Source organism: Cryobacterium sp. SO2 (assembly GCF_026151165.2).
In the GTDB taxonomy this organism is placed as follows: Bacteria; Actinomycetota; Actinomycetes; order Actinomycetales; family Microbacteriaceae; genus Cryobacterium.
Genome location: NZ_CP117849.1, coordinates 1493025 through 1515197, shown reverse-complemented (window position 1 = coordinate 1515197; position 22173 = coordinate 1493025). Strand labels below are relative to the sequence as shown.

Sequence of the window (22173 nt, the reverse complement as noted above, 5' to 3'; positions counted from 1 at the left end):
CAACCTCAGAGAGGGACCCATCCGTGGATGGACTCATACCGCCGCTGCTGAACGGCACCGCGCAAGGCGCACTGCTGCTGTTGGCAGCACTGGGCCTCTCACTCACCTTCGGTCAGATGGGGGTGATCAACATGGCGCACGGCGAGTTCCTCATGGCCGGAGCCTTCATCGCCTACCTGACCCAACAGGTCATCTCGTCCAGTGACCTCTCTATCCCGGTGGCACTGCCACTCGCCTTTCTGGGCGCGGGCCTCCTCGGCCTGCTGGTCGAAGTCAGCATCATCCAGTGGATGTACCGCCGGCCGTTGGACACCCTCCTCGTCACGGTCGGGGTGAGCCTGATCCTGCAGCAGGCCGCCCTCCAGATCTTCCCCGCCCAGGGCGTGCCGGTGGAGAAACCCGGCTGGCTCGACGGCCAGCTCACCGTCCTCGGTTATGACTGGCCTCTCCGTCAGGTGTTCACCCTCGTGCTGGCTGCCCTCTGCGTGGCCGCACTGGCCGGATGGCTCAAATACTCGTCTTTCGGTCGCCGCATCCGTGCCACCGTGCAAAACCGGGACCTCGCCGAGACCAGCGGCGTGCCCACCCGCAGCATCGACCGCATCACCTTCTTCGTCGGGTCCGGCCTGGCCGGGGTCGCCGGCGTGGCCGCCTCCCTGATCGGCGGCACGAACTCTCAAATGGGCACGCAGTACATCATCCCGGCCTTCCTCGTGGTCGTCGCCGGCGGCATCGGCCAGATCAAGGGCACGATCATCGCGGCCTGGGTCGTGGGGGTCGCGATGGCGTACTTCGCCGATTGGACCACCGGAAGCCTCGCGCAGGTGCTGGCGTTCGTGCTCGTGGTTGTCTTCCTGCAGTTTCGCCCGCAAGGCCTGTTCACCGTTCGCACCAGGGGGCTCACATGAAGAATCTCAGACCGTGGCTCCCCCTCATCGGCATCGGGGTGTTCGCTCTCCTCCTGCTGGCCGTCGCCCCCTCTGTGCTGTCCATGCACTGGATCAACAACCTCGGCAAGTACTGCTGCTGGGCGATTGCCGCGGTCGGCATCGGCCTGGCCTGGGGCCGGGGCGGCATGCTCGTCATGGGCCAGGGCGTCTTCTTCGGCCTCGGCGCCTACTCCATGGCGATGCACCTCACGCTGGAATCCGCGGGGCCCGACAGCCTGCCGATCTTCATGATCCTGTACGACCCGCTCGCGCCGCTGCCGGCTTTCTGGGAGCCCTTCCGCAGCGACGTCTTCACCCTGCTGGCCATCGTGCTCCTCCCCGTGATCGTGGCGTCGATCCTCGGCTACGCGCTCTTCAAGAGCCGGGTCAAGGGCGCGTACTTCGCCATCCTCACCCAGGCGCTGGCCGTGGCACTGGCCGTGCTGATCAGCTCCACGATCCGGGAAACCGGCGGCGACACCGGGCTGAGTGACTTCAAGTACTTCTTCGGCTTCGTTCTCAGCGACGACGGCAACAAGCTCATGGTCTACCTGATCGCGGCCGCACTGCTCATCGTGTGCCTGCTGGTGGTGTGGCAGCTCAAGCGCAGCCGCTTCGGCGAACTGCTGATCGCCACGCGGGACGCCGAAGAACGCGTGCGCTTTCTCGGCTACGACCCCGCCAACATCAAACTGGTCGCCTTCGTGGTCGCCGCCGTGATGGCCAGCATCGCCGGAGCCATGTTCGTGCCGATCGCGGGCATCATCACTCCGCAGGAGATCGGGGCCTCCGCGTCGATCCTGATGATCGCCGGAGTGGCGCTGGGTGGGCGTGCGTCTCTGTTCGGGCCGGCACTGGGGGCCATGGCCATCGGATGGGGGCAGTCGAGTCTCGGTTCCAGCTGGCCCAGTGGGTGGATCTACATCCTCGGGCTGCTGTTCATCCTGGTGACGCTTTTCCTCCCGATGGGGTTGTCGTCGCTGGTCGGCAAGGTCACCGGCCTGGTGTGGCGCCCGCGGGGAACGCCCGCCCCCACGGCCACCACTGCGGCACCCGAGTTCGATGAGGTGAAGAAATGACAGTCACAGACGGTTCACTCGTCGTCACAGACCTCCGCGTCGAGTTCGACGGGTTCGTCGCCGTCGGCGGCGTCTCCTTCGACGCCCACCCCGGCGAGGTGAGATTCCTCATCGGCCCGAACGGCGCCGGCAAGACGACCTGCATCGACGCCATCACCGGTCTGTCCAAGGGCTCGGGCTCGGCTCGGCTCGGCGGCCAGGAACTTCTGGGCAAGCCTGCCCACAAGATCGTCCGGCTCGGCGTCGGCCGTACCTTCCAGACCGCGAGCGTGTTCGACGAGCTCACGGTGCTGCAGAACCTCGACATCGCCGCCGGACTGCACCGCTCCTCACTGTCGCTGCTGCGGGCCCGGCGCGGCATCGATCCGGCGATCCACCGGGCACTCGACGAGACGGGTCTCAGCCAGGAGCTCGCGACGCCGGCCGGCATCCTGTCGCACGGCCAGAAGCAGTGGCTGGAGATCGCGATGCTGCTGGTGCAGGACGCCAAGGTGCTGCTGCTCGATGAGCCCGTGGCGGGCATGAGCCTGGACGAGCGCACCGCCACCGGCGAACTGCTCGGTCGGGTGGCCGCCACCCGCACCGTCCTGGTCGTCGAACACGACATGGACTTCATGCGCCGATTCGCGTCCAGGGTCACCGTGCTGCACCAGGGCCGGGTGCTCAGCGAGGGCTCGGTTGCCGAAGTGCAATCCGACCCGCGCGTGCAGGAGGTGTACCTCGGCACCGCTGCGGCGCCGTCCGTTATGACCATCGGCATGGAGGACGGCTGATGCTCGAAATCATCAACATCGACGCCGGCTACGGCCGAACCAGTGTGCTCCAGGGGGTGTCCATCCCCGGCTCCACCAAGCTTGTCGCCGTGCTCGGCCACAACGGGGCCGGCAAGTCCACGCTGCTGCGCACCACGATCGGCCTCATCCGCCCGACGAGCGGCCAGGTGCTCTTCGACGGCGAGGACGTCACCCATCTGGCACCGAACCGGCGCGTCCAGCGCGGCATGGCCTATGTGGCGCAGGGGCAGCAGTCGTTCGGACAGCTGACCACCATGGAGAACCTCCAGCTCATCGCCGATGGCCGGCGCAACGGCAAGGCGAAGATCGCCGAGATGCTCGAACGCTTCCCGGCGCTCGCCCAGTTCGCCACCCGCAAGGCCGGGCTGCTCTCCGGCGGCCAACGGCAGCAGCTGGCCATCGCCCGGGCGCTGATCACCCAACCGAAACTGCTGATCCTGGACGAACCCACCGAGGGCATCCAGCCCACCATCGTGGCCGAGATCGAGGAGACGATCATCGGGCTGGCCGAGGGCGGACTCAGCGTGCTGCTGGTCGAGCAGCACATCGGCTTCGCCCTCGCGGCGGCCGAGAAGTACGTGGTGCTCGCCTCAGGACGGGTGACACAGGCCGGAGAGGGCGGTGCTGCGGCGATGACTGACGTGCGGGCCGCGATGGTGATTTGACTCAGATTGAATCCTCTCGGCAACGCATGCGAAACACGCCTCCGACAGAATGTTGACATCGTGGATGCGCTGGGGGTGACGAAGGTGGCTCGAGCCGACGACGCACGCGCAGCCGCCGAGGACAGCCTCGAGGACTACGCCTTCCGCTACGTACCGCGTTCGTTCCGCCGTTGGAGTGCCCTGTCCATCGGCGGCACCGCGCTGGGATCGATCGCATTCCTCGCCGACTTCTCCATCGGGGCCAGTGTCGGACTCCAGCACGGCACCACCAACGCGATGCTCGGCATCCTGCTGGCCTCCGTGATCATCTTCGCGGTCGGCGTGCCGGTGGCGTTCTACGCCGCGAGATACAACCTCGATCTCGACCTGATCGCCCGTGGCTCCGGTTTCGGCTACTACGGCTCAATCATCACCACCGTCATCTACGCCGGCTTCACCTGCATTTTCTTCGCGCTCGAGGGCGCGATCATGGCGCAGGGCCTCGAAGCCGCCGTCGGCCTGCCCCTGCCCGCCGGGTACATCGTGTCGACCCTGGTGGTCATCCCCATCGTCGTCTTCGGCATGCGCGCGCTGGAGCGTCTGCAGTTCTGGACAACGCCGCTCTGGCTCGCGCTCGCGCTGCTGCCGCTGCTCTGGGTCGTGTTCACCCAGCCCGACACCGTCACCGATTTTCTCGGCTTCCCGGGTGAGTCCGGCGGCACGGTCAGCTTCAGTGCCATCGTCGGAAGCGCCGCGGTGTGTTTCGCTCTCACCCCGCAGCTGGCGGAGCAGATCGACTACATCCGGGTCATGCCGCCGCGCACCGCGGCGAACCGCACGTCGTGGTGGGCATCGTTCCTGTTCAGCGGGCCCGGTTGGGTGCTGTTCAGCGGCACGAAGCAGGTGATCGGCGTGTTCCTCGCCGTCTACCTGGTGATGAAGGTCGACCCCGACATCGGGGACAGGGCCGTCGAGCCGGTGAAACAGTTCCTCGGCATGTACCAGTCGATCCTGCCGGACTGGATCGCCCTCATCCTCGCGCTCATCCTCATCGTGGTCGCACAGGTGAAGATCAACGTCACCAATGCCTACTCGGGCTCGCTCGCCTGGTCGAACGTCTACACGCGTGTGCGCAAGCGTTACCCCGGTCGCGCGGTCTTCGTGGCCTTCAACCTCACCATCGCCCTGACGCTCATGCTCATGGATGTCTTCAGCCTGATCTCGTTCGTGCTCAGCCTCTACGCGAACGTGGTGATGGCGTGGCTGGTCACTATCTCGGCCGACATCGCGATCAACAAATACCTGCTCAAGATCTCGCCCCGCTTCCCCGAGTTCCGGCGCGGGATGCTGCACAACTGGAACCCGGTGGGGCTGACGTCCGTCGGCCTGGCCTCTCTGCTCTCCCTGCTGTGTTTCGCCGGTCTCTTCGGCGAGGCCATGCAACCTTTCTCCGTTCTGATCGCGATCGGGGTCGCCGTCGTGCTCACCCCGCTCATGGCGATACTCACGCGCGGCCGGTACTACCTGCGGCGCCGCGATGACGGCATCCCGACACCGATTCTGGATCTCGACGGCAACCCGTCCGGGGAGCGGCTGCGCTGCCATGTCACTGGATACATGTTCGAGCGACCAGATATGATGGTGTCAGCCGAGCGTGGGCCGCACGGGGAGATCCAGTACATCTCGTCGCTCGCGCTGACGCTCGATGACTCCGCCCGTTACGTGCTTCCGCCGGAGCCGGACAAGCTGCCCGGTGTCGGAAGAAGAAGGAGGCGTGATGGAGAAGCCGGTCGATACCGAGACTTTGATCCTCGAGAGCGCGGTCGCACTCCTGCGTGAGCACACGTTCGAGGACATTTCCTACCTCGATCTCGCCGAAGCCACCGGGGTGTCCGAGCGCACCATCTACCGCCGTTTCCCCACGCGCTCGCACCTCCTGGAGGCCCTGGCAACCTGGATCGAGGCCGAGCAGTTCCCGCTCCCCGAGTTCCGCACGCCAGAGGAATTCCGCGAGGCGGTGCGCGACCGGTTCCGGGCCTACGAGACCTCGCCCGGCTGTGCGTTCGTGTCGGCACGTGGCGCTGCCCTCTCCCCCACCACCCAAGCGCCATCGGTCCCGATCACCAGCGCCATCCTCGCGATGCTCGACGAAGCGGCGCCCACGCTCAACCGCCGCGACGCGCAGCGCATCGCCGCATCCGCACGGTACTTCGCCTCCCCCATCTTCTGGGCCCGGATGCGCACCGGATTCGATATGAGTGCCGCTGAGACGTTCGAGGCGTTCGACCGCGCCATCCTGCAGGTTCTCGCGACCGCTCCGAAATCGAGTTGGGCCGCTTAGTGCCCGAAGCCGGCCCGGAGCCCGAGCTCTCGTCGACCCAGGCGGCGATCCTCACGGCCTACTCCGAACTGATCGAAGAGGTCGGCACCGACGACATCTCGTTCCGCCTCATCGCGCTGCGGGCCGGCATCGGCGAGCGAACCGTCTTCCGGTACTACCCCACCCGCGTCGACCTGCTCCTGGCGACCTCGGCCTGGATCGAGCGGACCATCTTCACCAGGCAGGAATCGGAGTCGATCTTCGATGTGCCGATCGCCATCCGTGAGGCGATGGAAGCCTACGAGCTGCGCCCGGAACTCGCTCACGTCGTCGCGGAGACGGCGATGCGCGGCGTGAACGGGTCGGAGCCGGCGCCGCGCCGCGACCGGTTCGACTCGATGCTGCGGCAAGAGGTGCCCTCCCTGTCCGATCACGAGCGCCGTCTCCTCGTGGCCGCGCTCTGCCACCTGGACTCCTCGGCCACCTGGGTCACCATGCGCCGAGAGCTCGGCATGGACGGCCGGGACATCGCCGACGCCGCCATGTGGGCCGCGGAAGCGCAGCTCGACCTGATCCGCGCCCGCACCGCCGGCTAAGAGGGCACCGCCCGCCATTTCGCGACGCGAGGCGGAACGATGCCCCGCCGACGGAATCAGTGCGGGTGGGTCAGCACCCAGGCCGCCGCGGCGGCGCTCGAGGGGACGCCGAGCTTGGTGCGCGCGTTGGCGACGTGCCGGTGCACAGTGTGGGCGCTGAGGTAGAGCCGGTCGGCGATCTGGGCGTCGGTCAGGCTCTAGTCCTTGTGGGCCGCGCCCCTCCCGTTGGTCGAGCTTGTCGAGACCAGGTGAGCGGTCTGTGGGCCGCGCCCATCTCGTAGGTCGAGCTTGTCGAGACCAAGTGAGCGGTCTGTGGGCCGCGCCCATCCCGTGGGTTCTCGTTCGTTTGCATAGCAAGTCCGAAGGCCGGCTCGCGCGGTCTCGACAAGCTCGACCAGCGAAAGGGTAGCTTTGAGCGATTGCCTCACGCGGTCTAGACAGTTCTTTCGAGGCGTCGGCGTCGGACGCTGTACCTGTGCTCGGGGCGACCCGTCGAGCCGTAGCGCAGGGTCACGTCCACGTCACCGCGGGTGGCCAGGGCGGCGAGGTGCCGCTGCGCCGTCGCGCGAGACACACCGGCACGGTCGTCGATCAGCTCGTCTTTTAGCTGTTGGGCGGCGATTTCGCTCATCACCGATACTGTGGAGACCTCGGGTAGTGCTCCGATTTTCGGGGCAATGAAAGGCGAAGCTCAGATGGCGTCAAATGGCATGTATGTAGTGATCCAGGTTGTGCTCAAAGAGAAGTTCCTGGGCACCGGCTCCGGAAATCTCACGGAGTTGGAAAACTCCATCAACGCGCAGGCGGCGCTCGGCTATCGACTGCACACAATTACGACCGCGGCGTCGGGCAGCAAAGGCTTCGGAGGCGGCGATCGGATCCAAGCAACGCTGGTGTTTGAGCGAATCGTCTAAGGCATAAGGCGTTGGCGTGGTGCTCACTGAGCACCAGCGCCGCTATGCCAATCGGCCCCGCACGCTGTAGCGGTGCGTGGCGCGACCTGTCGAGCCCGTGCGCAGGCTCGCGTCCACGGTGAACGGCTCGTTGTGATCGGGTGGACGGTCGAACACCATGGTCGCTCGACTCAGCCCGCCAGCGGAGGCCACCAGGCAGTGGTCCTGGAGAGGGTGACTGCCTACCGGTCTCGTTGGTCGAGCTCGTCGAGACCAGGTGAGCTGCCTGCCGGCCGCACCCATCCCCGTTGGTCGAGCTTGTCGAGACCAGGTGAGCGGTCTGCGGGCCGCGCCCACCCCTTCGGTTTCTCGTTCGTTTACGGACTTCGCACAGTACCGGGCGCGAACGACTGTGCGAAGTCCGCAAACGAGCGGGGCATGGCGAGTCCGTGGGCCGGCTCGCGGGGTCTCGACAAGCTCGACCAGCGACAGGGTCGCGTTGGGCGATTGGCTCGCGGGGTCTCGACAGGCTCGACCAGCGGCCGGGTCAGCGCCGCACGCTGTAGCGGTGCTCAGGGCGACCCGTCGACCCGTAGCGCAGGGTCACGTCCACGTCACCGCGGGTGGCCAGGGCTGCGAGGTGCCGCTGCGCGGTCGCGCGCGACAGACCGGCACGGTCGGCGATCAGACTCGCAGACGTTTCGCCGTCCTGGAGCAGCTCGATCAGCAGCTTCTCGGTGGTGGAACGTGACACGGATGTGGCTCCCCCCTCCCGACCGTGCAGCACCCGCTGCGCCTTGTCGATGGCCTCCTGGTCGAGCGGCCGGTCTTCGCCGGCCAGGGTGCGGAACCGGCGATAGGCTTCCAGCCGCTCGCTCAATCGCGCGGGTTCGAACGGTTTGATGAGGTAGTCCAGGGCCCCGGCGCGCAGGGCACGGCGCACGGTGGCGCCATCCGATGCCGCGCTGATCACGAACGCGTCCACGTCGATCTCGGCGACGAAGGCGATCCCGTCACCGTCGGGCAGATAGACGTCGCAGATGACAAGGTCGGGCCGCAGGTCACGCACGGCCGCGCGCGCGGCGCGCACTCCTCGAACCGGCTCGAGGGCGGTGTAGCCGGGGCACGCATCCACGATGTCGCGATGCAGGCCGGCAACGCGAAAGTCGTCGTCGACGACGAGCACGGAAATGGTTTCGGTCATCGTTCTTCTCCTTGAATTGGATGCGCCGGCGCCCGCATGACCCCGGGCAGACGGGCGCAGAACACGGCACCGCTGCCGCACGGGCCACCGGCGTCGGCCAGCCACACCTCCCCGCCCAGACGCGCAGCGATCTCGCGCACCAGCGGCAGACCGATGCCCCGCCCATGCACCGCGTTCGGGTCCAGGTCCAGGCGCTGCCGGTCGCTGAACACGAGTGCCTCGTCGGCGACGCCGGGCCCGGAGTCGGACACGGTGATGACGAGGGTGTCACCGTCGTCGAGCAGTTCCACGTCCACCCACCGCGGCTCGGCTCCGTACACGGCCGCGTTCACCGCATTGTCGACGAGGTTGGCGAGCACGGTGGCCACGTCAGCGGGCGCAGCGACGACTCCGCGTACCAAGGAGTCCGCGCCCACCGTCAGCTGCACGCCGCGCTCACCGGCCTGCGCGGCCTTCGCTTGCACCAGCGACACCAGGAACGGCTCGGTCAGATGCTCCCCGGCGAACGGACCGCCGGGGGTGCGTGACGCCAGCAGCACCTCGTCGAGGTAGTCCCGGGCGTCGGGCATGCGGCCCGCGTCCATCAGGCCCGCCGTCACGTGCAGGCGGTTCGCGAACTCGTGGCGCTGCACCCGAAGCGCATCGGTCATCGACGCCACGGTTTCCAGGCGATCGGTGAGGTTCACCACGTCGGTGCGGTCGCGGATGACCGCGATCACGCCCAGATCCCGGTTCGCGCGCGACACCGGGTGGGTGTCGATGTAGACCACATGGTCGGCGAGCACAACCGGCTCGGCAGCCCCCGCTCCCCGTCGCCCCGCCACCAGCGGGTTCGGTTCACCGGCCAGGGCCGCGATCACCGGCCCGGGCAGTGCGAGATCGTGGATGCGGCGTCCGACCAGGTCGGAGATGCCGAGCAATCGAGCGGCCGTCGTATTGGCAACCGTCACGACGCCATCCGATCGGTACGCGAGCACTCCATCCCCCACACCGTCGAGCACCGCCGCTTGGTTCTGCACCAGCGCGGAGAGTTCCTCGGGCTGCAAGCCGAGAGTGAGGTGCTCGAGGCGGCGTCGGATGACGAACGACACGACGGCGCCCAGCGCCAGGGCAACGGCGGCCGCCAGCGCGACGCCGCCCAGCAGGAGGGGAAGCTCCTGGAACACGCTGCTCGGGGCAAACCCGACGCTCACCTCCCCCACCGGCACATCGGTGTCGGGGTCACGCACGGGAACTTTGGCGCGAGCCGACGCACCCAGGGTGCCCGATTCCCACGACACCGTCTCCCGCCCGGCCAGAGCTTCGGCGAACTCGGTGCTGACCACCTTGCCGAGCATCGTGGGATCGGGGTGGGCGAGGCGGATGCCGTGGTCGTCGGTGATCACGATGAACAGCGCGCCGGTGTTGGCCTCCGCCCCCGCCGCGAGCTCGGAGAGCGGCCCGCCGCGAAGGCTCGCGTTCGTCGGCGTTCCGATATCCGCCGACGCCTGGGCCACACCGGCGCGCACATCGGAGTCGGCGGCCACGGTGCGTGCGATCGACAGCGCAGAGGTCTCGGCCTCGGCCCGCAGCTGTTGCACGCCGATCCCCACGAACACGCCGGTGCAGATCGCGACGACGACGGTCACGCAGGCCAGCTGCAGCAGCAGCATCTGCGTCGAGAACCGCACCTTCGCCTCCTTGCGGCGCATCGAGCACAATGCGCACAACTAACGATATGCGCAATACGTGCCGCAAAGCGAGATACCGGATGCGGCGCGCGCAGCCTGTCTAGGCTTCACACTCATCGTCATCCGCTTCGGCGGTGGCCGCCGAGCGGGGTCCACCCGGCTCGGCCGCACCATCCAGACACACGCACCATCCAGACATAGACAAGGGAGTCTCTGTGCTCGTCATTCTCGGATTCACCATGATCCTCACCTTCATGGTCCTCATCATGACCAGACGGCTCACGCCGATGGTCGCCCTCATCCTCGTCCCCACGATCTTCGGCCTCTTCGCCGGCGCCGGGCTGGGTCTCGGCGACATGATCATCGAGTCGATCGGGGACCTCGCCCCGACGGCGGCGCTGCTCATGTTCGCAATCATGTTCTTCGGCATCATGATCGACGTCGGGCTGTTCGATCCCCTCATCCGCTTCATCACCCGCTTCCTCGGCAACGACCCGGCCAAGGTGGTGTTGGGCACGGCGATCCTGGCTGGCGCGGTGTCGCTCGACGGCGACGGCTCCACGACCTTCATCATCACGACCTCGGCGATGCTGCCGATCTACCTGCGTCTGGGCATGAGCCCGGTGGTGCTCACCTGCGTGGCGGGGCTCATGAACGGCACGCTCAACATCGTGCCGTGGGGCGGCCCCACCGTGCGGGCCGCGTCGGCGCTCGGCGTCTCACCCACCGACATCTTCGTGCCCATGCTGCCCTCCCTGGCGACGGGCCTCGTCATCGCGCTGACGTTCGCCTGGTTCCTGGGGCTGAGCGAGCGCAAGCGCATCGGCTCGCTCGAGTACTCCCCCGCCGCCCAGGCGGATGCGCCCACCGCGGCACCGAGCTTCGGGCGCAAGCTCTTTGGCGGCAACCGCATCGTGCGCGGCACCGACGTGCGCCCCGGAGCAGCCGCAACGCTCTCGACCACTGGCATCCTCACGGTGCGTCCGGGCCAGCGGATGCCGGCCGGGCCCACGACCCTGGCCCAGCAGCTGGCTCTCGAGGACGAGCGCGACACCGCGATGGCCGACACCATGCTCAGCGCGGACCGGCCGACGCTGCGGCCCAAGCTGATCTGGGTGAACCTCGCACTGACGGTCGCCGTGATGGTGCTGCTCGTGCTGGACGTCATGCCGCTGGCCTACATCTTCATGGTCGGCACGGCGGTGGCGCTCGTGATCAACTTCCCCAAGCTCCGCAGCCAGGCCGACGAGATCGTGGCGCACGCCCCCAGCATCGTCGGCGTCGTGTCGATGGTGCTCGCCGCCGGTGTGCTCGTCGGCGTGCTCAACGGCACCGGCATGGTCACGGCCATGGCCGACTGGGTCGTGCAGGTTGTGCCGGCCTCGATGGGTGAGTACCTGGCGGTCATCACCGGGGTGCTCTCCATCCCGATGACCTTCTTCATGTCCAACGACGCGTTCTACTTCGGCATCCTCCCCGTGCTCGCCGAGAGCGCGGCGACCTACGGCATCGACCCGGTCGAGATGGCCCGTGCCTCGATCATCGGCCAGCCCGTGCACCTGCAGAGCCCGCTGGTACCGGCCATTCTGCTGCTCGTCTCCCTCGCCGGCGTCAACCTCGGCGACCACCACAAGAAGGTGCTCTGGCGAGCCTGCGTGGTCTCGCTGGTGATGCTGTTCGTCGGCGTGCTGGTCGGCGCCGTCCCGTTCGGCTAAACGCAGAGCACAGTCTTCAACCGAAGGTCCCCGCAAGCGACTCGGCTTCCGGGGGCTTTCTTACTCGGGAGGCGGGAGCGGGATCCCTCAACCGAGGAGCGAGACGGCCCGGGCAATCACCAGGGCGAGGAGCATGAACCCGCCAGCGGCTTCCAGACCCATCAACACCTTCGCCCTGCCCGAGAGCGGCATCGTGTCGGTGGGACTGAACGCCATGGAATTGGACAGGGAGAAGTACGCGTAGTCGACGAACGAGGCCACCCAGCCGATTCGCTGCGAGGACCTCGCGGCCACCTCGTCGATCGCGTCGTGGTCTTCGTCTTGGGGAAACCGGAAGTCTGCCGGCGGCATGTCCGCACGGGCGGCGTGCCGGCGGGACACCGGTCCGCCGCGGTCGAGCTCCCAGAACACCAGGGCGAACGCGATGATGTTCGTGACCCAGATCTGCAGGGCGGCGAGCAGGAGATTGGGCCCGTCGCTCATGCCGGACGTGGTGAGCAGCATGATCAGCTGTACGAGGGCCACCTCGTTCGCCGCGACCAGAAGCAGCGCCTGCCCGGTGGCGAGGTTCTTCGACCACCGGGTTTCCTTCAGGAGCCGGTGGGGGTTCAGCAGCAGGAGCGGGATCAACATGGCGAGGCCGACGGCCACCACCGCGTATCGCAGCCCTGGAATGAACACGCTCGGCAGGGTGGCGTACAGGCCCAGGGCGATCAGCAGCCCGATGACGGCCGGCCACCGGTGCTCGGCGCGGGCCTGGGAGGTATCGGTCTGACGCATTGCGTGAGTCTATTGGCTCCGAACACGGCCACAGGCGACGCGACCACCCCGACATCGACGGCCGGGAGGTGCGCGCAGACGCGGCTTCTTAATCCAAATTACTTCTTTCGCGATGCCGGGGTGTCTTCACTCGATGCTCGCTGTGATCGTCAAGGTCTGGCTTGGCCCGCAGAACGTCGGCGATCTCCTCCTCCGGACGTGGCGCGACGGTTTGGTCGTCCTCAAGCTCGGGAACGGACGGTTCATCCGGGGCTGGGATGTGGCCCTGCGGGGAGTGCTCGGAGTGGTCAGACACGGCGGATCCTTCGGTCGGCAACACACCCAGCGTATGCGGTTTGGCACCCGTGGGTAATACCCGCCGTGCTTCTCGCCGGCTTCGCCGCATCCGCATATCTTGGACGCACTAGAACAGTGCGAACAGGGAGGATCCCATGGCCGAACTCTCACCCATACAGCCGTGTCTGTGGTTCGACGATCAGGCCCGCGAGGCGATGGAGTACTACGTCAGCGTGTTCCCGAACTCCCGCATCCTGTCGATCGGAGAGTATCCCGACGAGACGCTCGACGAGCATTTCGGCGGTATGAGCGGCAAGGTGCTGAACGGCCAGTTCCGTCTGAACGGTGTGGACTTCGTCTGTCTCGACGGCGGGCCGGCCTTCACCTTCAACGAGTCGATCTCCTTAGTGGTGTCGTGCCGGGATCAGGAGGAAATCGACCACTACTGGTCGCGGCTCTCGCACGTGCCCGACTCGGAGCAGTGTGGGTGGTGCAAGGACCGGTTCGGCCTCAGCTGGCAGATCATCCCCGCGAACATGGGCGAGTACACCCGCCGCCCTGAGCAGATCCAGGTGATGATGCAGCAGAAGAAGATCGTGATCGCCGAGCTTGAGAACGCCTGATCGGCCGCCTCGGCGACCACCACAAGAACTGGTGCGCGTTACGCATCGCGCCTGTTGAATGTGACGAATGCAGCAGCTGACAGCGCCACGGCCCACGCGGCCATGACCAGCCCACCGACGACCGGGTCAAGTAAGCCGATCCCAGGGTACTCGGTCAGGAGTTGGAGTCCAGCGAGGTCGGGCGCGAACTTCAGCCACGGGAGCACCCCGACCAGGGACACCCCCAGGCCGAGCACCATGGGCACGAGAACGATCACCGGGAGGAGCACCGATCGCGCCAGCACGGTCAAGGCCCCGGAAACCAGGCTGATCAGGGTCCAGTTGAGAGCGACAGTGGCGAGGTTGATCCACATTGCGCCGGTGAAAGAGAACAGCGGGATGCCGGAATCACCGAGCACGATCTGTCGGAGGGCGACCGCTAGTCCGATGGACAGAAATGCCAGCGAGACGGAGAGGACCGTGATCACGATGGCTTTTGCGCCGAGGAGGCGGGCTCTGTTCGGAGTGGCGAGCTGGGACGACCGCAGCAGGCCGTTCTGATATTCGCTGCCGACGATGAGGGCGGCCAGCAGGATCACGAGAGGTTGGCCGAAACCTGCGACTTCAAAACCCTGGGTTTCGGCGCCCATCGAGGTCAGCGCGTCCGACCCCCTCATGTTCAGGCCCATCGCCACGGCGAGCGCCGCGGGGATCACGAGCACAGCGAGCATCGTGTACAACGCGGCCGGCAGCGACAGAAGCTTCACAACTTCCGCATTTGTGGCCGATCCCAGCGACATTTAGGCATCCCGCTTGAGAAAGAGGGCACCCGCACTGACTATCGAGATGGCGGCCCAGGCGCTCATGACCAGAGCGCCCGTCACGGGGTCGAGATGGATTCCGTCCGCCGGAGTGAAGAGATCTGCCCCAGCCGCTGGCGGGAGGAATTTGGCGGGCTCCCAGAGGGTGACGAGGAAGTCTCCCAGCCCAACCGCGAGTGGAATCGTGAACACAAGCGGCACAATCGCATTGCGTGCGATGACCCCGATGGTGAAGGCGAGGAGGCCGAGAACGGACCACGTCAGTGCGACACCGGCGACGTTTCGCCACACGAGCGGGGGAAATGCGAGGGGGTCCAGGCCATGTTCACCCAGGGCGAGGTGCCGAAGTACCGTGCCGACCCCCATGGAGAGGGCTGCGGTCACGGCGATGATCGCCACGAGCACGCCCGCCTTGGTCACAAACAACCTGACTCTTCTCGGCTGCGCAATCAGAGAACTTCGGATGAGACCATCTCGATACTCGGCGCCGGCATAGATCGCCCCCAGCGCGATCATCAGAATCAGACCGATGTTCATGAGATCGAATCCTTGAAACTCCAGCGGGGGGAGTTTGTCGGCGTACATGAGGGGATTGTTCTCGGCTGTCGTGCCGCCCAAGTCCCCTCCTGTCGCCTTCAAGTCAGACAGGCCGGTGACATACGTCAACACCCAGGTGAGCAGGACGGTCACCACGGGCAGGAGCCAGAGCGGTTTGGAAGTGACGACCTTGACGGCCTCGGTCTTGACGCTGATCGTTAGCCAGGTCATGCGCGTTTGTCCACTCGCCACGTGACAGCGTCGGTCAACGCAAAGAACGCGGATTCCAACGACGGGTGCCTTCCTCGAACAGCAGCGACGGTGCCCGTGGACACGATCGCACCGTCACTGATGACAACGAGGTCGTCTGCGATCCCTTCCATCTCCGTCATGAGATGGCTGGACACCAAAACGGTGTTTCCCATCTGCGCTTGGTCTCGCAAAAACGCTCGCAACCACCGCAGCCCATCGGGATCGAGCCCATTGGTGGGCTCGTCCAGCACGAGCACCCCGGGGTGCCCCAAGAGGGCGGATGCTATGCCGAGGCGTTGTCCCATCCCCAACGAGAACGTTCCGACCTTGTCCTTCGCGTTGTCTGCCAAACCGACGATCTCGAGCACCTCGTTCACCCGATTGCGCGGAATCTCGTTGCTGACGCACATCCACCGCAGGTGGTCTCTGGCCGAGCGCCCTTTACTGGCCCCCGGACCATCGAACATCGCCCCGACCGACCGCATCGGGTTCAGCATCTGCCCGTAGGCGACTCCGTTGATCAAAGCGGACCCGCTGGTTGCCCGGTCGAGCCCGAGCAGGATCCGGAGGGTCGAACTTTTGCCCGCACCGTTGGGCCCCAGGAAACCGGTGATTCGGCCCGGCTCGACGGCGAAGCTGAGGTCGTGGAGCACTTCCTTGCGCCCGTGCCGTTTGCGCAAATTCTTGATTTCGATCATGAGACCAGAGTCTCGAATCTGCCGGCTGGTAGATAGTCGCCCAAAGTTGACTCTTGCACGGGATCAAGGGGCCGGCCCGACCTCGCGGGCCTCTTGCCACGTTGTCGGCATGGCGCGTATTTGTCCCCCAAAGTTGACAGTCAGAGGGGCGCCGGCCGAGGCCAGGTGGCACCGATGAATTCGGGATCTGCGCGCGCCTCGAGCGCGCTCGGAAGCTCGACCAGCACGCCCTTCACGGAACGGAACTCGCCCCAGCCCGGCCTTAGGTAGACGGCTAAACATCCTTTAATCGGGATGTTTAGACCACACGGGCGTGTCACGCGCGCTGAGGACTGACGCTGGAACGTTCGCAGTCTCCTGGCTCCCGGTGGCGTGAATTTCGGATGCGAGGAGCAACGCCAGTATCACGTTGGCGGCCCCCTGAAGTGGGGGAATTGGCGCCGGGCTGTGGATAACAGGGCGAGTTTGGCCCTTTCCTGCCTTGCTAGGTTTAGCGCCAGTTGGTGGGGGGCATCCATCCGGATTTCTCATTCTTTGGCCATAAACCAGCAGTGTCCTAGGACGCGGCCAGTACAAAGAAAAGAGCATCGCCATGAACAAGTCCGCATACATTTCTCCGTCCGTCCAGACCCTGGGCGAGTTCAAGTCCGTGACGAACGGCGTGTGGTTCGGATCCTGGCGCGACATCTTCGGCGGTCGCGCCTTCATCGCGATCGGCTAACCGACCGATCGACCGGTGGCAGCTTGACGGCGCGCGATCTCGATTGTGTATCCGCAAGCTGCCACTGGCGGCCGGCCCATCGGGTCGGTACTCGCTTCGCACCTGATCTCACCAAGCCGGAAGGCCCAAGACATTCCATGGCGTTGACATTCCTCCAAGACTCACCGCACAGCGAACGTGTGCTGGCCGAACTATCGCACGGAACAGGGATGTCCACCGTGCGTCACGCAAGTGGAAACGAGTGGGTCATCGGCCGGCTCACCGAGCATCTCGTCCTCACGTCTCGAGACCGTCGCGCCGTGCTAGTGATCGAGAGATGCGGAATCACGAATCCGCACCGGCTTCAGAACTCGCTGAACGACATTTCCGATCTCGTCGCAGCTCACGATTTTCTCGCCGAGATTGCTGGGGACGGCATCGTCGCCATCTCATTCGACGGCCACCAACTTTTGGCTGGATCGCTCTCGGGTAGCTCCAACATTCACTGGGTCACGTCGAACGACGGCACCGTTGCCAGCGACTCCGCGCTGACACTGGCCAAAGCGCACCGCGCAAAGGTGTCACTGCCCCGGCTGGCGCTCCGACTCAACCGAGAACTCCCGCCCTACCCCTTCGCGTTGTTGCCTTTGTGGGATCAGGTTGATCGGCTCCATCCGCACAGCTATCTGGCACTCTCCCCCAACGGAGGTCCGCGAGCGGTCTGCTGGTGGACCCCGCCAGCGGTCGGCGACACATTGGACGAGGGAGCCGATCGGGTACGAAAGTCCCTGACCGAGACCCTGGGGCAAGCGCTGGACCGCTCCGACACCGTTACCTGCGACTTGTCTGGCGGACTCGATTCGAGCAGTGTCGCCTACGCACTCGGGTCGTTGGGCGCCACACCCACCGCATTCCACTCACGATCGGTAAACCCCCGCAATGACGACCTCTCGTGGGCGCGAAAGGCAGCCGATGACCTGTCGATTGAGCTGCGTGAGTTGCCCACTCTCGGGAGCACCGCACAGGCGTTTCTCCTCAACCGATCACCCTCAGCGCTTGTCGTCCCCGATCAGCCCATCCTCTGGTCAGGATCCAACGGGTTCCTGCAGAAGCTCCGCAGATCCTTGAGCGACTTCGGACAGACCACCCATTTCACCGGCATCGGTGGTGATGAACTGTTCGGTCCCGTTCCAGCAATTTCGTGGTCATTGGTCAATGAGGGCGGGCTGCATTCCGTAGCTGCCGTCCGGCGCCTCTGCTCAGCGTCACGGACCCCGTTTCTACCGGTTCTCGCAGAGGTCGTGAACCGCCAGACCTTCGGGAGCTCACTCGCCGCACTTCCCTCCAAACTGGCACACCGCGCCAACTCGTCACATCGGCCCGGCTCGTGGTTTGCCCGGCCGTCCTGGCCCGAGAACATGACGACCCACGCGACGGACTTGGCTGCAACGGCCCTCGCGTTTCATGGTTCGTCACCCTGGCGCGCCGGACTCGACCCGGATAGGGGCCGGCATCAGATGCACGAATCCTTGCTGTTTCAGGGGCAGGTTCAGCATCAGATCAACCAGGTTCATGGAGGAAATGCTCGATGGGACAGTCCGTTCTTGAAACGGTCAATGATTGAGGCAGTTTCCGCGGTCCCGATGCGATACCGGCTGGGCACGTCGACGGCGAAACCCCTCTTGGCGCGGGCAATGGCGCCTCTGTCGATGCCACCGGAATTCTTCAAGAGACGAGTGTCGGGCGAGTACAGCGCCGACACCTACGCCGAGTTCACCCAGCGACGCACAGAGCTGCACACCGGCATCCGGGCGTCGCTGCTGGCTGAGGCGAACTTGATCGATGTGGACCTCATGCTCAGCAGACTCTCGGATCCAGCTCCGTCCCCGGACTTCCTGTCTCAGGTCGAGACGTTCGTCGCCGTGGAGAACTGGTTACAAGCGGCCACACGGCACGGTGTCGGGATTTAGCCATGGACTCACGAAGGACAACTATGAAGCTGGCCAGCCACATCACGCTGAAGGAGGTGGGCGAAGGCGCCATTATCTTCGACTCACGCCGAGGTGGATATCTCCAATTGAACCCGACGGCGTATTTCGTGCTGCGTCACACCCTGAACGGGCTCGAACCCGAACACGTCGCCACTCAGCTGACCGAGGAATTCGATGTCGACGCCCGAACTGCACTCACGGATGTGACCGGGTGCCTGGCAACCTTCGAGAAACACAAGTGGCTTCGCTCCGAGGACTCATGAGCATCCCGCTGTTTTCCGAGGAGAGCACGTCGCTGCGGTATGCCGAATCATCCCGGGCTCGTCTCGCCGTCTTGCTGGCTGGTGCGCTCGTCAGACTTCCCCCACACAGGATCGCCAGTCTCCTCCGCACGCTGACCACGTCTCGACCCACCGCTTCGATATCGCAGTGCGCTCGGGCACGAGAAGCGGTGTGCACGGTCAGTCTCAGCTGCCGGGGCCCGCAAGGGTGCCTCCGCCGGTCTGTGGCCACAGTGCTCCTCTGCCGGTTATCGGGCACGTCGGCGACCTGGTGCACCGGCTTCGCGTTAGAGCCCTTCCGCGCCCACGCCTGGGTGGAAGTTGACGCGCACCAGGTGGGCGAGCAACCAGAAATAGCTGACTACGTCACCGTTCTCAGCTCCGCGTCCACCACCTATTCAGAGGCAAAGAAATGACTGAGTACGCAGCATCAGCACAGGGAATTTACTCGATGCCATCCAAAGGTGAGCCATCGCGAGCAAAACCCCGGGGGGACTTCTCCGCGCTCGTTCACCTGCTCTTCAGCCAGAAGGCGCAACTCGTGTTCGTCGGAATCGTTGGGATTGCCAGCGCGCTGACGTCATTGGCCCAGCCCCTGGTCGTGGCACAGGCCATTGAGTCCGTGACCGCGGGAACGAGCCTTTCGTCGACGATCTGGATCCTGGCCGGCCTCCTGATCGCGGCAACAGTCCTGACCGGAATCCAGCAGTACCTTCTCCAGAGAATCGGTGAGGGTGTGGTCCTCGATTCGAGACGACAACTGATCCGACGCGTCTTTCGACTGCGCATCTCGGAGTACGACCGCCGGAGCACCGGTGATTTCGTGTCTCGGATCAACAGCGACACGACGCTGCTGCGCGTCGCTCTCATTCAGTCAGCCGTGTCCGCGTTGAGCGGCATCGCCATCATCATCGGCGCCGGAATAGCGATGGCGTTCATCGACGCCGGGCTTCTCGGCTTGACCCTGCTGATCATCGTGCTTTCCCTCGCGGTCGTCTTGAGTCTGGGCGTTTTGGTCAAGAAGGCCAGCACCGAAGCCCAACAGTCCTTAGGCGACCTCAGCACCGCTCTGGAGCGCGGGTTGCGCGGAGTGCGAACGGTCCGCGCCACCAACTCGACTCGGCACGAAGAGCTCCGGGTGGAAGACCACGCCGTCCGTTCCTGGAAAGCCGGAGTCTCGGCCGCGAAGTTCATCGCGATCATCTCGCCCGTCTCAGGTCTCTGCACTCAGATTTCCCTCCTCACCGTCCTCGGCATCGGCGGTTACCGCGTCAATGCCGGGCAGATGAGTGTGGCCGATCTCGTCGCGTTCATGCTCTTCCTCGTCATGCTCGTGGTTCCCCTCGGCCAGGCTTTCGGAGCCGTGGGATCGATAAACCAAGCCCTGGGTGCCTTCGGTCGGATTCGGGAAATCCTCTCCTTGCCGACCGAAGACGTAGCCGAACGGGAAACCCTGGCGCTCTCGGCCATCCACGTTGCCCTGGCCGAGAACGCGGTCAGTTTCACAGGCGTGGACTTCTCCTACGAGGAACATGATGGTTCCGACGGGTCGGCCCGCACCCCTCGCCCCGTGCTCAGTCAGATCTCGTTCTCGGTTCCCGCGGGCAAACGCATCGCCCTGGTCGGACCATCCGGAGCCGGTAAAAGCACGATATTCCAGCTCATCGAGCGCTTCTACGACGCAAGCGACGGATCGATACAGATCTTCGGAAAGGACATCCAGACGCTTGATCGCAACTCACTTCGGGCGCAGATCGGATACGTCGAGCAGGACGCGCCCGCACTGGGCGGCACAATTCGAGAGAATCTGACCATGGCAAAGCCCAACGCCACTGATGACGAGTGTCTCGCCGCTCTGGCCTCGGTCAATCTCCTCGAACTCACCGAACGAAGCGGACAGGGTCTCAACCATCAGATCGGTGACGGTGGCGTTACCCTCTCCGGAGGCGAGCGTCAGCGGCTTGCAATTGCTCGGGCACTCCTCAGTTCGCCCCCTCTCCTCTTGCTCGACGAGTCGACATCCAGTTTGGACAGCCGCAATGAAGTTCAGATGCGGAAGGCGATCGACGCGGTTGCCGCCGGGCGCTCACTGATGGTCATCGCACATAGGCTGGCAACTGTCATCGACTCAGACGAGATCATTGTCGTTGACAATGGCCAGGTCATCGGGAAAGGGACGCATGAGGAGCTACTCGCGTCGACCCCGCTCTACCGAGACCTCGCGGAAAACCAACTTCTTGCGTCGTAGGCCGTCGTCCTACGGAATAGCTCCCCGGGCGACCACCACCACCGCTGGCCTGTTCTTGGCCGTCGGAGTCGGAGTGGCATTTTGGCTGACGGTCTCCCCCGGCTCACCCGAACTCAGGGTCATTCAGCTGGCGCTCATCGGCTCATACGCGCTCGTTGTGATCTTCACGCCCACGCATCCCCAACTTTCCTTCTACCTGCTGTTCGCGATCACAGTGGCGGGATGGCTGATCGGCGTCACCCAGGAGCCGTTCATCATGGCGTCGTGGGGGCTGTATCGGGTGACGTTCCTGTCGGGGAAAAGCAGGCGGCTCAAGCTCATCACCTCGGTGGTCTCTGTCGGGTTCTTCCTCGTCCTCGTATCCGCGCAAGCTCCGTCGAGCGATTTCATGGTTCTCCAGGTGCTCGTCAGCGTCACGTTCCTCTTCGGCGCCTGGTTGATGGGCGTGCAGGGCCGAGCCGAAGCCGAGCAACGCGAACAGGCCGCGGAGTCACGAAAACGTACCGCCTTGCTGGAGCAGCGCGCGGAAGTATCCCGCGAGCTGCACGACATCCTCTCCCACACCCTCAGCCGCATCGGGATGCAGGCCGCCGTGGCGACGGAGGTGAACTCGACGGATCTGCCCAAGGTCCTCGGCGTGCTCGCGTCCATCGAAGTCGACAGTCGACTTGCCCTGACCGAAGTTCGCAGTCTGCTGGTCACGGTGAAAACCGGCGTCGCTCCCGCCACGCAGCCCACGATGAGCAGTTTCCCCGACCTGGTGCGCTCCAGCGCGGCGCTGGGCATCGATGTGGACCTCGCGATGGATCTGCCCGAGTCACTTCCGACAATCGTTGATGTCAACCTGTACCGAATTCTGCAAGAGCTCGTCACGAACATCGGAAAACACGCGGCGCACTCACAGGGGACGATCCGCGTCGGCCTGGACTCGCCGGGTCTACTGACCGTAAGCAGCGAAAGCATCTCACCAGGCCACCACGATGACAGCAACCCCGGGATCGGACTCGACGGAATCCGCGAACGCGCCGAAATGCTCGGAGGCGCAGCCGACGTGCACCGTGAAGGAGACCTGTTCTCCGTCACTGTCACCATCCCGCTTCCAGCGCTGCCGGCAGATGAGACTCATGACTAGTGCCATCAGAG

At 65.2% G+C, this 22173-nt stretch carries 24 protein-coding genes; 15 read left to right on the top strand and 9 right to left on the bottom strand.

Annotation, left to right across the window (positions count from 1 at the left end):
• Positions 1 to 23: 23 nt before the first annotated feature.
• The 7 genes from urtB to BJQ94_RS06870 are packed head-to-tail and all read left to right on the top strand — an operon-like array spanning position 24 to position 6362.
• Positions 24 to 908 carry an urea ABC transporter permease subunit UrtB gene (gene urtB, locus BJQ94_RS06900; RefSeq protein WP_265399869.1) on the top strand — a complete coding sequence of 295 codons (885 nt, stop codon included), beginning with the start codon at positions 24 to 26 and terminating at the stop codon, positions 906 to 908.
• Positions 905 to 2008 (top strand): urea ABC transporter permease subunit UrtC, encoded by a 1104-nt coding sequence (gene urtC, locus BJQ94_RS06895; protein WP_265399868.1) that lies wholly within the window; start codon positions 905 to 907, stop codon positions 2006 to 2008. The genes urtB and urtC overlap by 4 nt, the downstream gene beginning before the upstream one ends.
• Complete coding sequence (gene urtD / locus BJQ94_RS06890) at positions 2005 to 2781, top strand: urea ABC transporter ATP-binding protein UrtD (RefSeq protein WP_265399867.1); 777 nt, start codon at positions 2005 to 2007, stop codon at positions 2779 to 2781. The genes urtC and urtD overlap by 4 nt, the downstream gene beginning before the upstream one ends.
• Positions 2781 to 3467, top strand: coding sequence for an ATP-binding cassette domain-containing protein (locus tag BJQ94_RS06885; RefSeq protein WP_265399866.1), 687 nt, complete (start codon positions 2781 to 2783; stop codon positions 3465 to 3467). Before urtD ends, BJQ94_RS06885 begins: the two co-directional genes overlap by 1 nt.
• A gap of 60 nt (positions 3468 to 3527) precedes the next feature.
• Positions 3528 to 5285 (top strand): hypothetical protein, encoded by a 1758-nt coding sequence (locus BJQ94_RS06880; protein WP_265399865.1) that lies wholly within the window; start codon positions 3528 to 3530, stop codon positions 5283 to 5285.
• Positions 5224 to 5787 carry a TetR/AcrR family transcriptional regulator gene (locus BJQ94_RS06875; protein ID WP_265399864.1) on the top strand — a complete coding sequence of 188 codons (564 nt, stop codon included), beginning with the start codon at positions 5224 to 5226 and terminating at the stop codon, positions 5785 to 5787. The genes BJQ94_RS06880 and BJQ94_RS06875 overlap by 62 nt, the downstream gene beginning before the upstream one ends.
• Complete coding sequence (locus BJQ94_RS06870) at positions 5787 to 6362, top strand: TetR/AcrR family transcriptional regulator (RefSeq protein WP_265399863.1); 576 nt, start codon at positions 5787 to 5789, stop codon at positions 6360 to 6362. The genes BJQ94_RS06875 and BJQ94_RS06870 overlap by 1 nt, the downstream gene beginning before the upstream one ends.
• A gap of 56 nt (positions 6363 to 6418) precedes the next feature.
• Here BJQ94_RS06870 and BJQ94_RS06865 read toward each other — a convergent pair whose 3' ends face one another.
• Positions 6419 to 6541 (bottom strand): LuxR C-terminal-related transcriptional regulator, encoded by a 123-nt coding sequence (locus tag BJQ94_RS06865; protein ID WP_265399927.1) that lies wholly within the window; start codon positions 6539 to 6541, stop codon positions 6419 to 6421.
• A gap of 254 nt (positions 6542 to 6795) precedes the next feature.
• Entirely contained in the window at positions 6796 to 6993 is a 198-nt protein-coding gene (locus BJQ94_RS06860; RefSeq protein ID WP_265399929.1) for a hypothetical protein, read from the bottom strand.
• Positions 6994 to 7039: 46 nt separating this feature from the next.
• Here BJQ94_RS06860 and BJQ94_RS06855 point away from each other — a divergent pair, with 46 nt between their 5' ends.
• Positions 7040 to 7276 (top strand): DUF4177 domain-containing protein, encoded by a 237-nt coding sequence (locus BJQ94_RS06855; RefSeq protein WP_265399862.1) that lies wholly within the window; start codon positions 7040 to 7042, stop codon positions 7274 to 7276.
• A gap of 526 nt (positions 7277 to 7802) precedes the next feature.
• Here BJQ94_RS06855 and BJQ94_RS06850 read toward each other — a convergent pair.
• A complete protein-coding gene (locus tag BJQ94_RS06850) occupies positions 7803 to 8459 on the bottom strand; it encodes a response regulator (protein WP_265399861.1) in 657 nt (218 codons plus the stop codon).
• Positions 8456 to 10129 (bottom strand): sensor histidine kinase, encoded by a 1674-nt coding sequence (locus BJQ94_RS06845; protein WP_345893486.1) that lies wholly within the window; start codon positions 10127 to 10129, stop codon positions 8456 to 8458. The genes BJQ94_RS06850 and BJQ94_RS06845 overlap by 4 nt, the downstream gene beginning before the upstream one ends.
• Before the next feature lie 215 nt (positions 10130 to 10344).
• Here BJQ94_RS06845 and BJQ94_RS06840 point away from each other — a divergent pair, with 215 nt between their 5' ends.
• The gene (locus BJQ94_RS06840) at positions 10345 to 11844 is read left to right on the top strand and encodes a CitMHS family transporter (protein ID WP_265399860.1); all 1500 of its coding nucleotides are present in this window, start codon (positions 10345 to 10347) and stop codon (positions 11842 to 11844) included.
• 87 nt (positions 11845 to 11931) lie between these two features.
• Here the strand turns inward: BJQ94_RS06840 and BJQ94_RS06835 are convergent, their stop codons facing one another.
• Positions 11932 to 12624, bottom strand: coding sequence for a hypothetical protein (locus BJQ94_RS06835; RefSeq protein WP_265399859.1), 693 nt, complete (start codon positions 12622 to 12624; stop codon positions 11932 to 11934).
• 88 nt (positions 12625 to 12712) lie between these two features.
• A complete protein-coding gene (locus BJQ94_RS06830) occupies positions 12713 to 12919 on the bottom strand; it encodes a hypothetical protein (RefSeq protein WP_265399858.1) in 207 nt (68 codons plus the stop codon).
• Between the two features lie 136 nt (positions 12920 to 13055).
• Between BJQ94_RS06830 and BJQ94_RS06825 the strand changes: the two genes are divergently transcribed.
• Complete coding sequence (locus BJQ94_RS06825) at positions 13056 to 13523, top strand: VOC family protein (RefSeq protein ID WP_265399857.1); 468 nt, start codon at positions 13056 to 13058, stop codon at positions 13521 to 13523.
• 38 nt (positions 13524 to 13561) lie between these two features.
• Here the strand turns inward: BJQ94_RS06825 and BJQ94_RS06820 are convergent, their stop codons facing one another.
• The 3 genes from BJQ94_RS06820 to BJQ94_RS06810 are packed head-to-tail and all read right to left on the bottom strand — an operon-like array spanning position 13562 to position 15810.
• Positions 13562 to 14269, bottom strand: a complete 708-nt coding sequence (locus BJQ94_RS06820; RefSeq protein WP_265399856.1) for an ABC transporter permease — start codon at positions 14267 to 14269, stop codon at positions 13562 to 13564.
• A 33-nt stretch (positions 14270 to 14302) separates the two neighbouring features.
• Positions 14303 to 15091 (bottom strand): ABC transporter permease, encoded by a 789-nt coding sequence (locus tag BJQ94_RS06815; RefSeq protein ID WP_265399855.1) that lies wholly within the window; start codon positions 15089 to 15091, stop codon positions 14303 to 14305.
• Positions 15088 to 15810: an ATP-binding cassette domain-containing protein gene (locus tag BJQ94_RS06810; protein WP_265399854.1), complete on the bottom strand. Its 723-nt coding sequence runs from the start codon at positions 15808 to 15810 to the stop codon at positions 15088 to 15090. The genes BJQ94_RS06815 and BJQ94_RS06810 overlap by 4 nt, the downstream gene beginning before the upstream one ends.
• A 592-nt stretch (positions 15811 to 16402) precedes the next feature.
• Between BJQ94_RS06810 and BJQ94_RS06805 the strand changes: the two genes are divergently transcribed.
• The 5 genes from BJQ94_RS06805 to BJQ94_RS06785 all read left to right on the top strand — a co-directional run bounded on the left by BJQ94_RS06805 (position 16403) and on the right by BJQ94_RS06785 (position 22162).
• Positions 16403 to 16531, top strand: coding sequence for a putative RiPP precursor (locus BJQ94_RS06805; protein WP_265399853.1), 129 nt, complete (start codon positions 16403 to 16405; stop codon positions 16529 to 16531).
• 137 nt (positions 16532 to 16668) lie between these two features.
• Positions 16669 to 18480: an asparagine synthase-related protein gene (locus BJQ94_RS06800; RefSeq protein ID WP_265399852.1), complete on the top strand. Its 1812-nt coding sequence runs from the start codon at positions 16669 to 16671 to the stop codon at positions 18478 to 18480.
• Between the two features lie 23 nt (positions 18481 to 18503).
• Positions 18504 to 18764: a PqqD family protein gene (locus tag BJQ94_RS06795; RefSeq protein ID WP_265399851.1), complete on the top strand. Its 261-nt coding sequence runs from the start codon at positions 18504 to 18506 to the stop codon at positions 18762 to 18764.
• A 430-nt stretch (positions 18765 to 19194) separates the two neighbouring features.
• Positions 19195 to 21030 carry an ABC transporter ATP-binding protein gene (locus tag BJQ94_RS06790; RefSeq protein ID WP_265399850.1) on the top strand — a complete coding sequence of 612 codons (1836 nt, stop codon included), beginning with the start codon at positions 19195 to 19197 and terminating at the stop codon, positions 21028 to 21030.
• A 73-nt stretch (positions 21031 to 21103) separates the two neighbouring features.
• Positions 21104 to 22162, top strand: coding sequence for a histidine kinase (locus BJQ94_RS06785; protein ID WP_265399849.1), 1059 nt, complete (start codon positions 21104 to 21106; stop codon positions 22160 to 22162).
• Positions 22163 to 22173 lie beyond the last annotated feature (11 nt).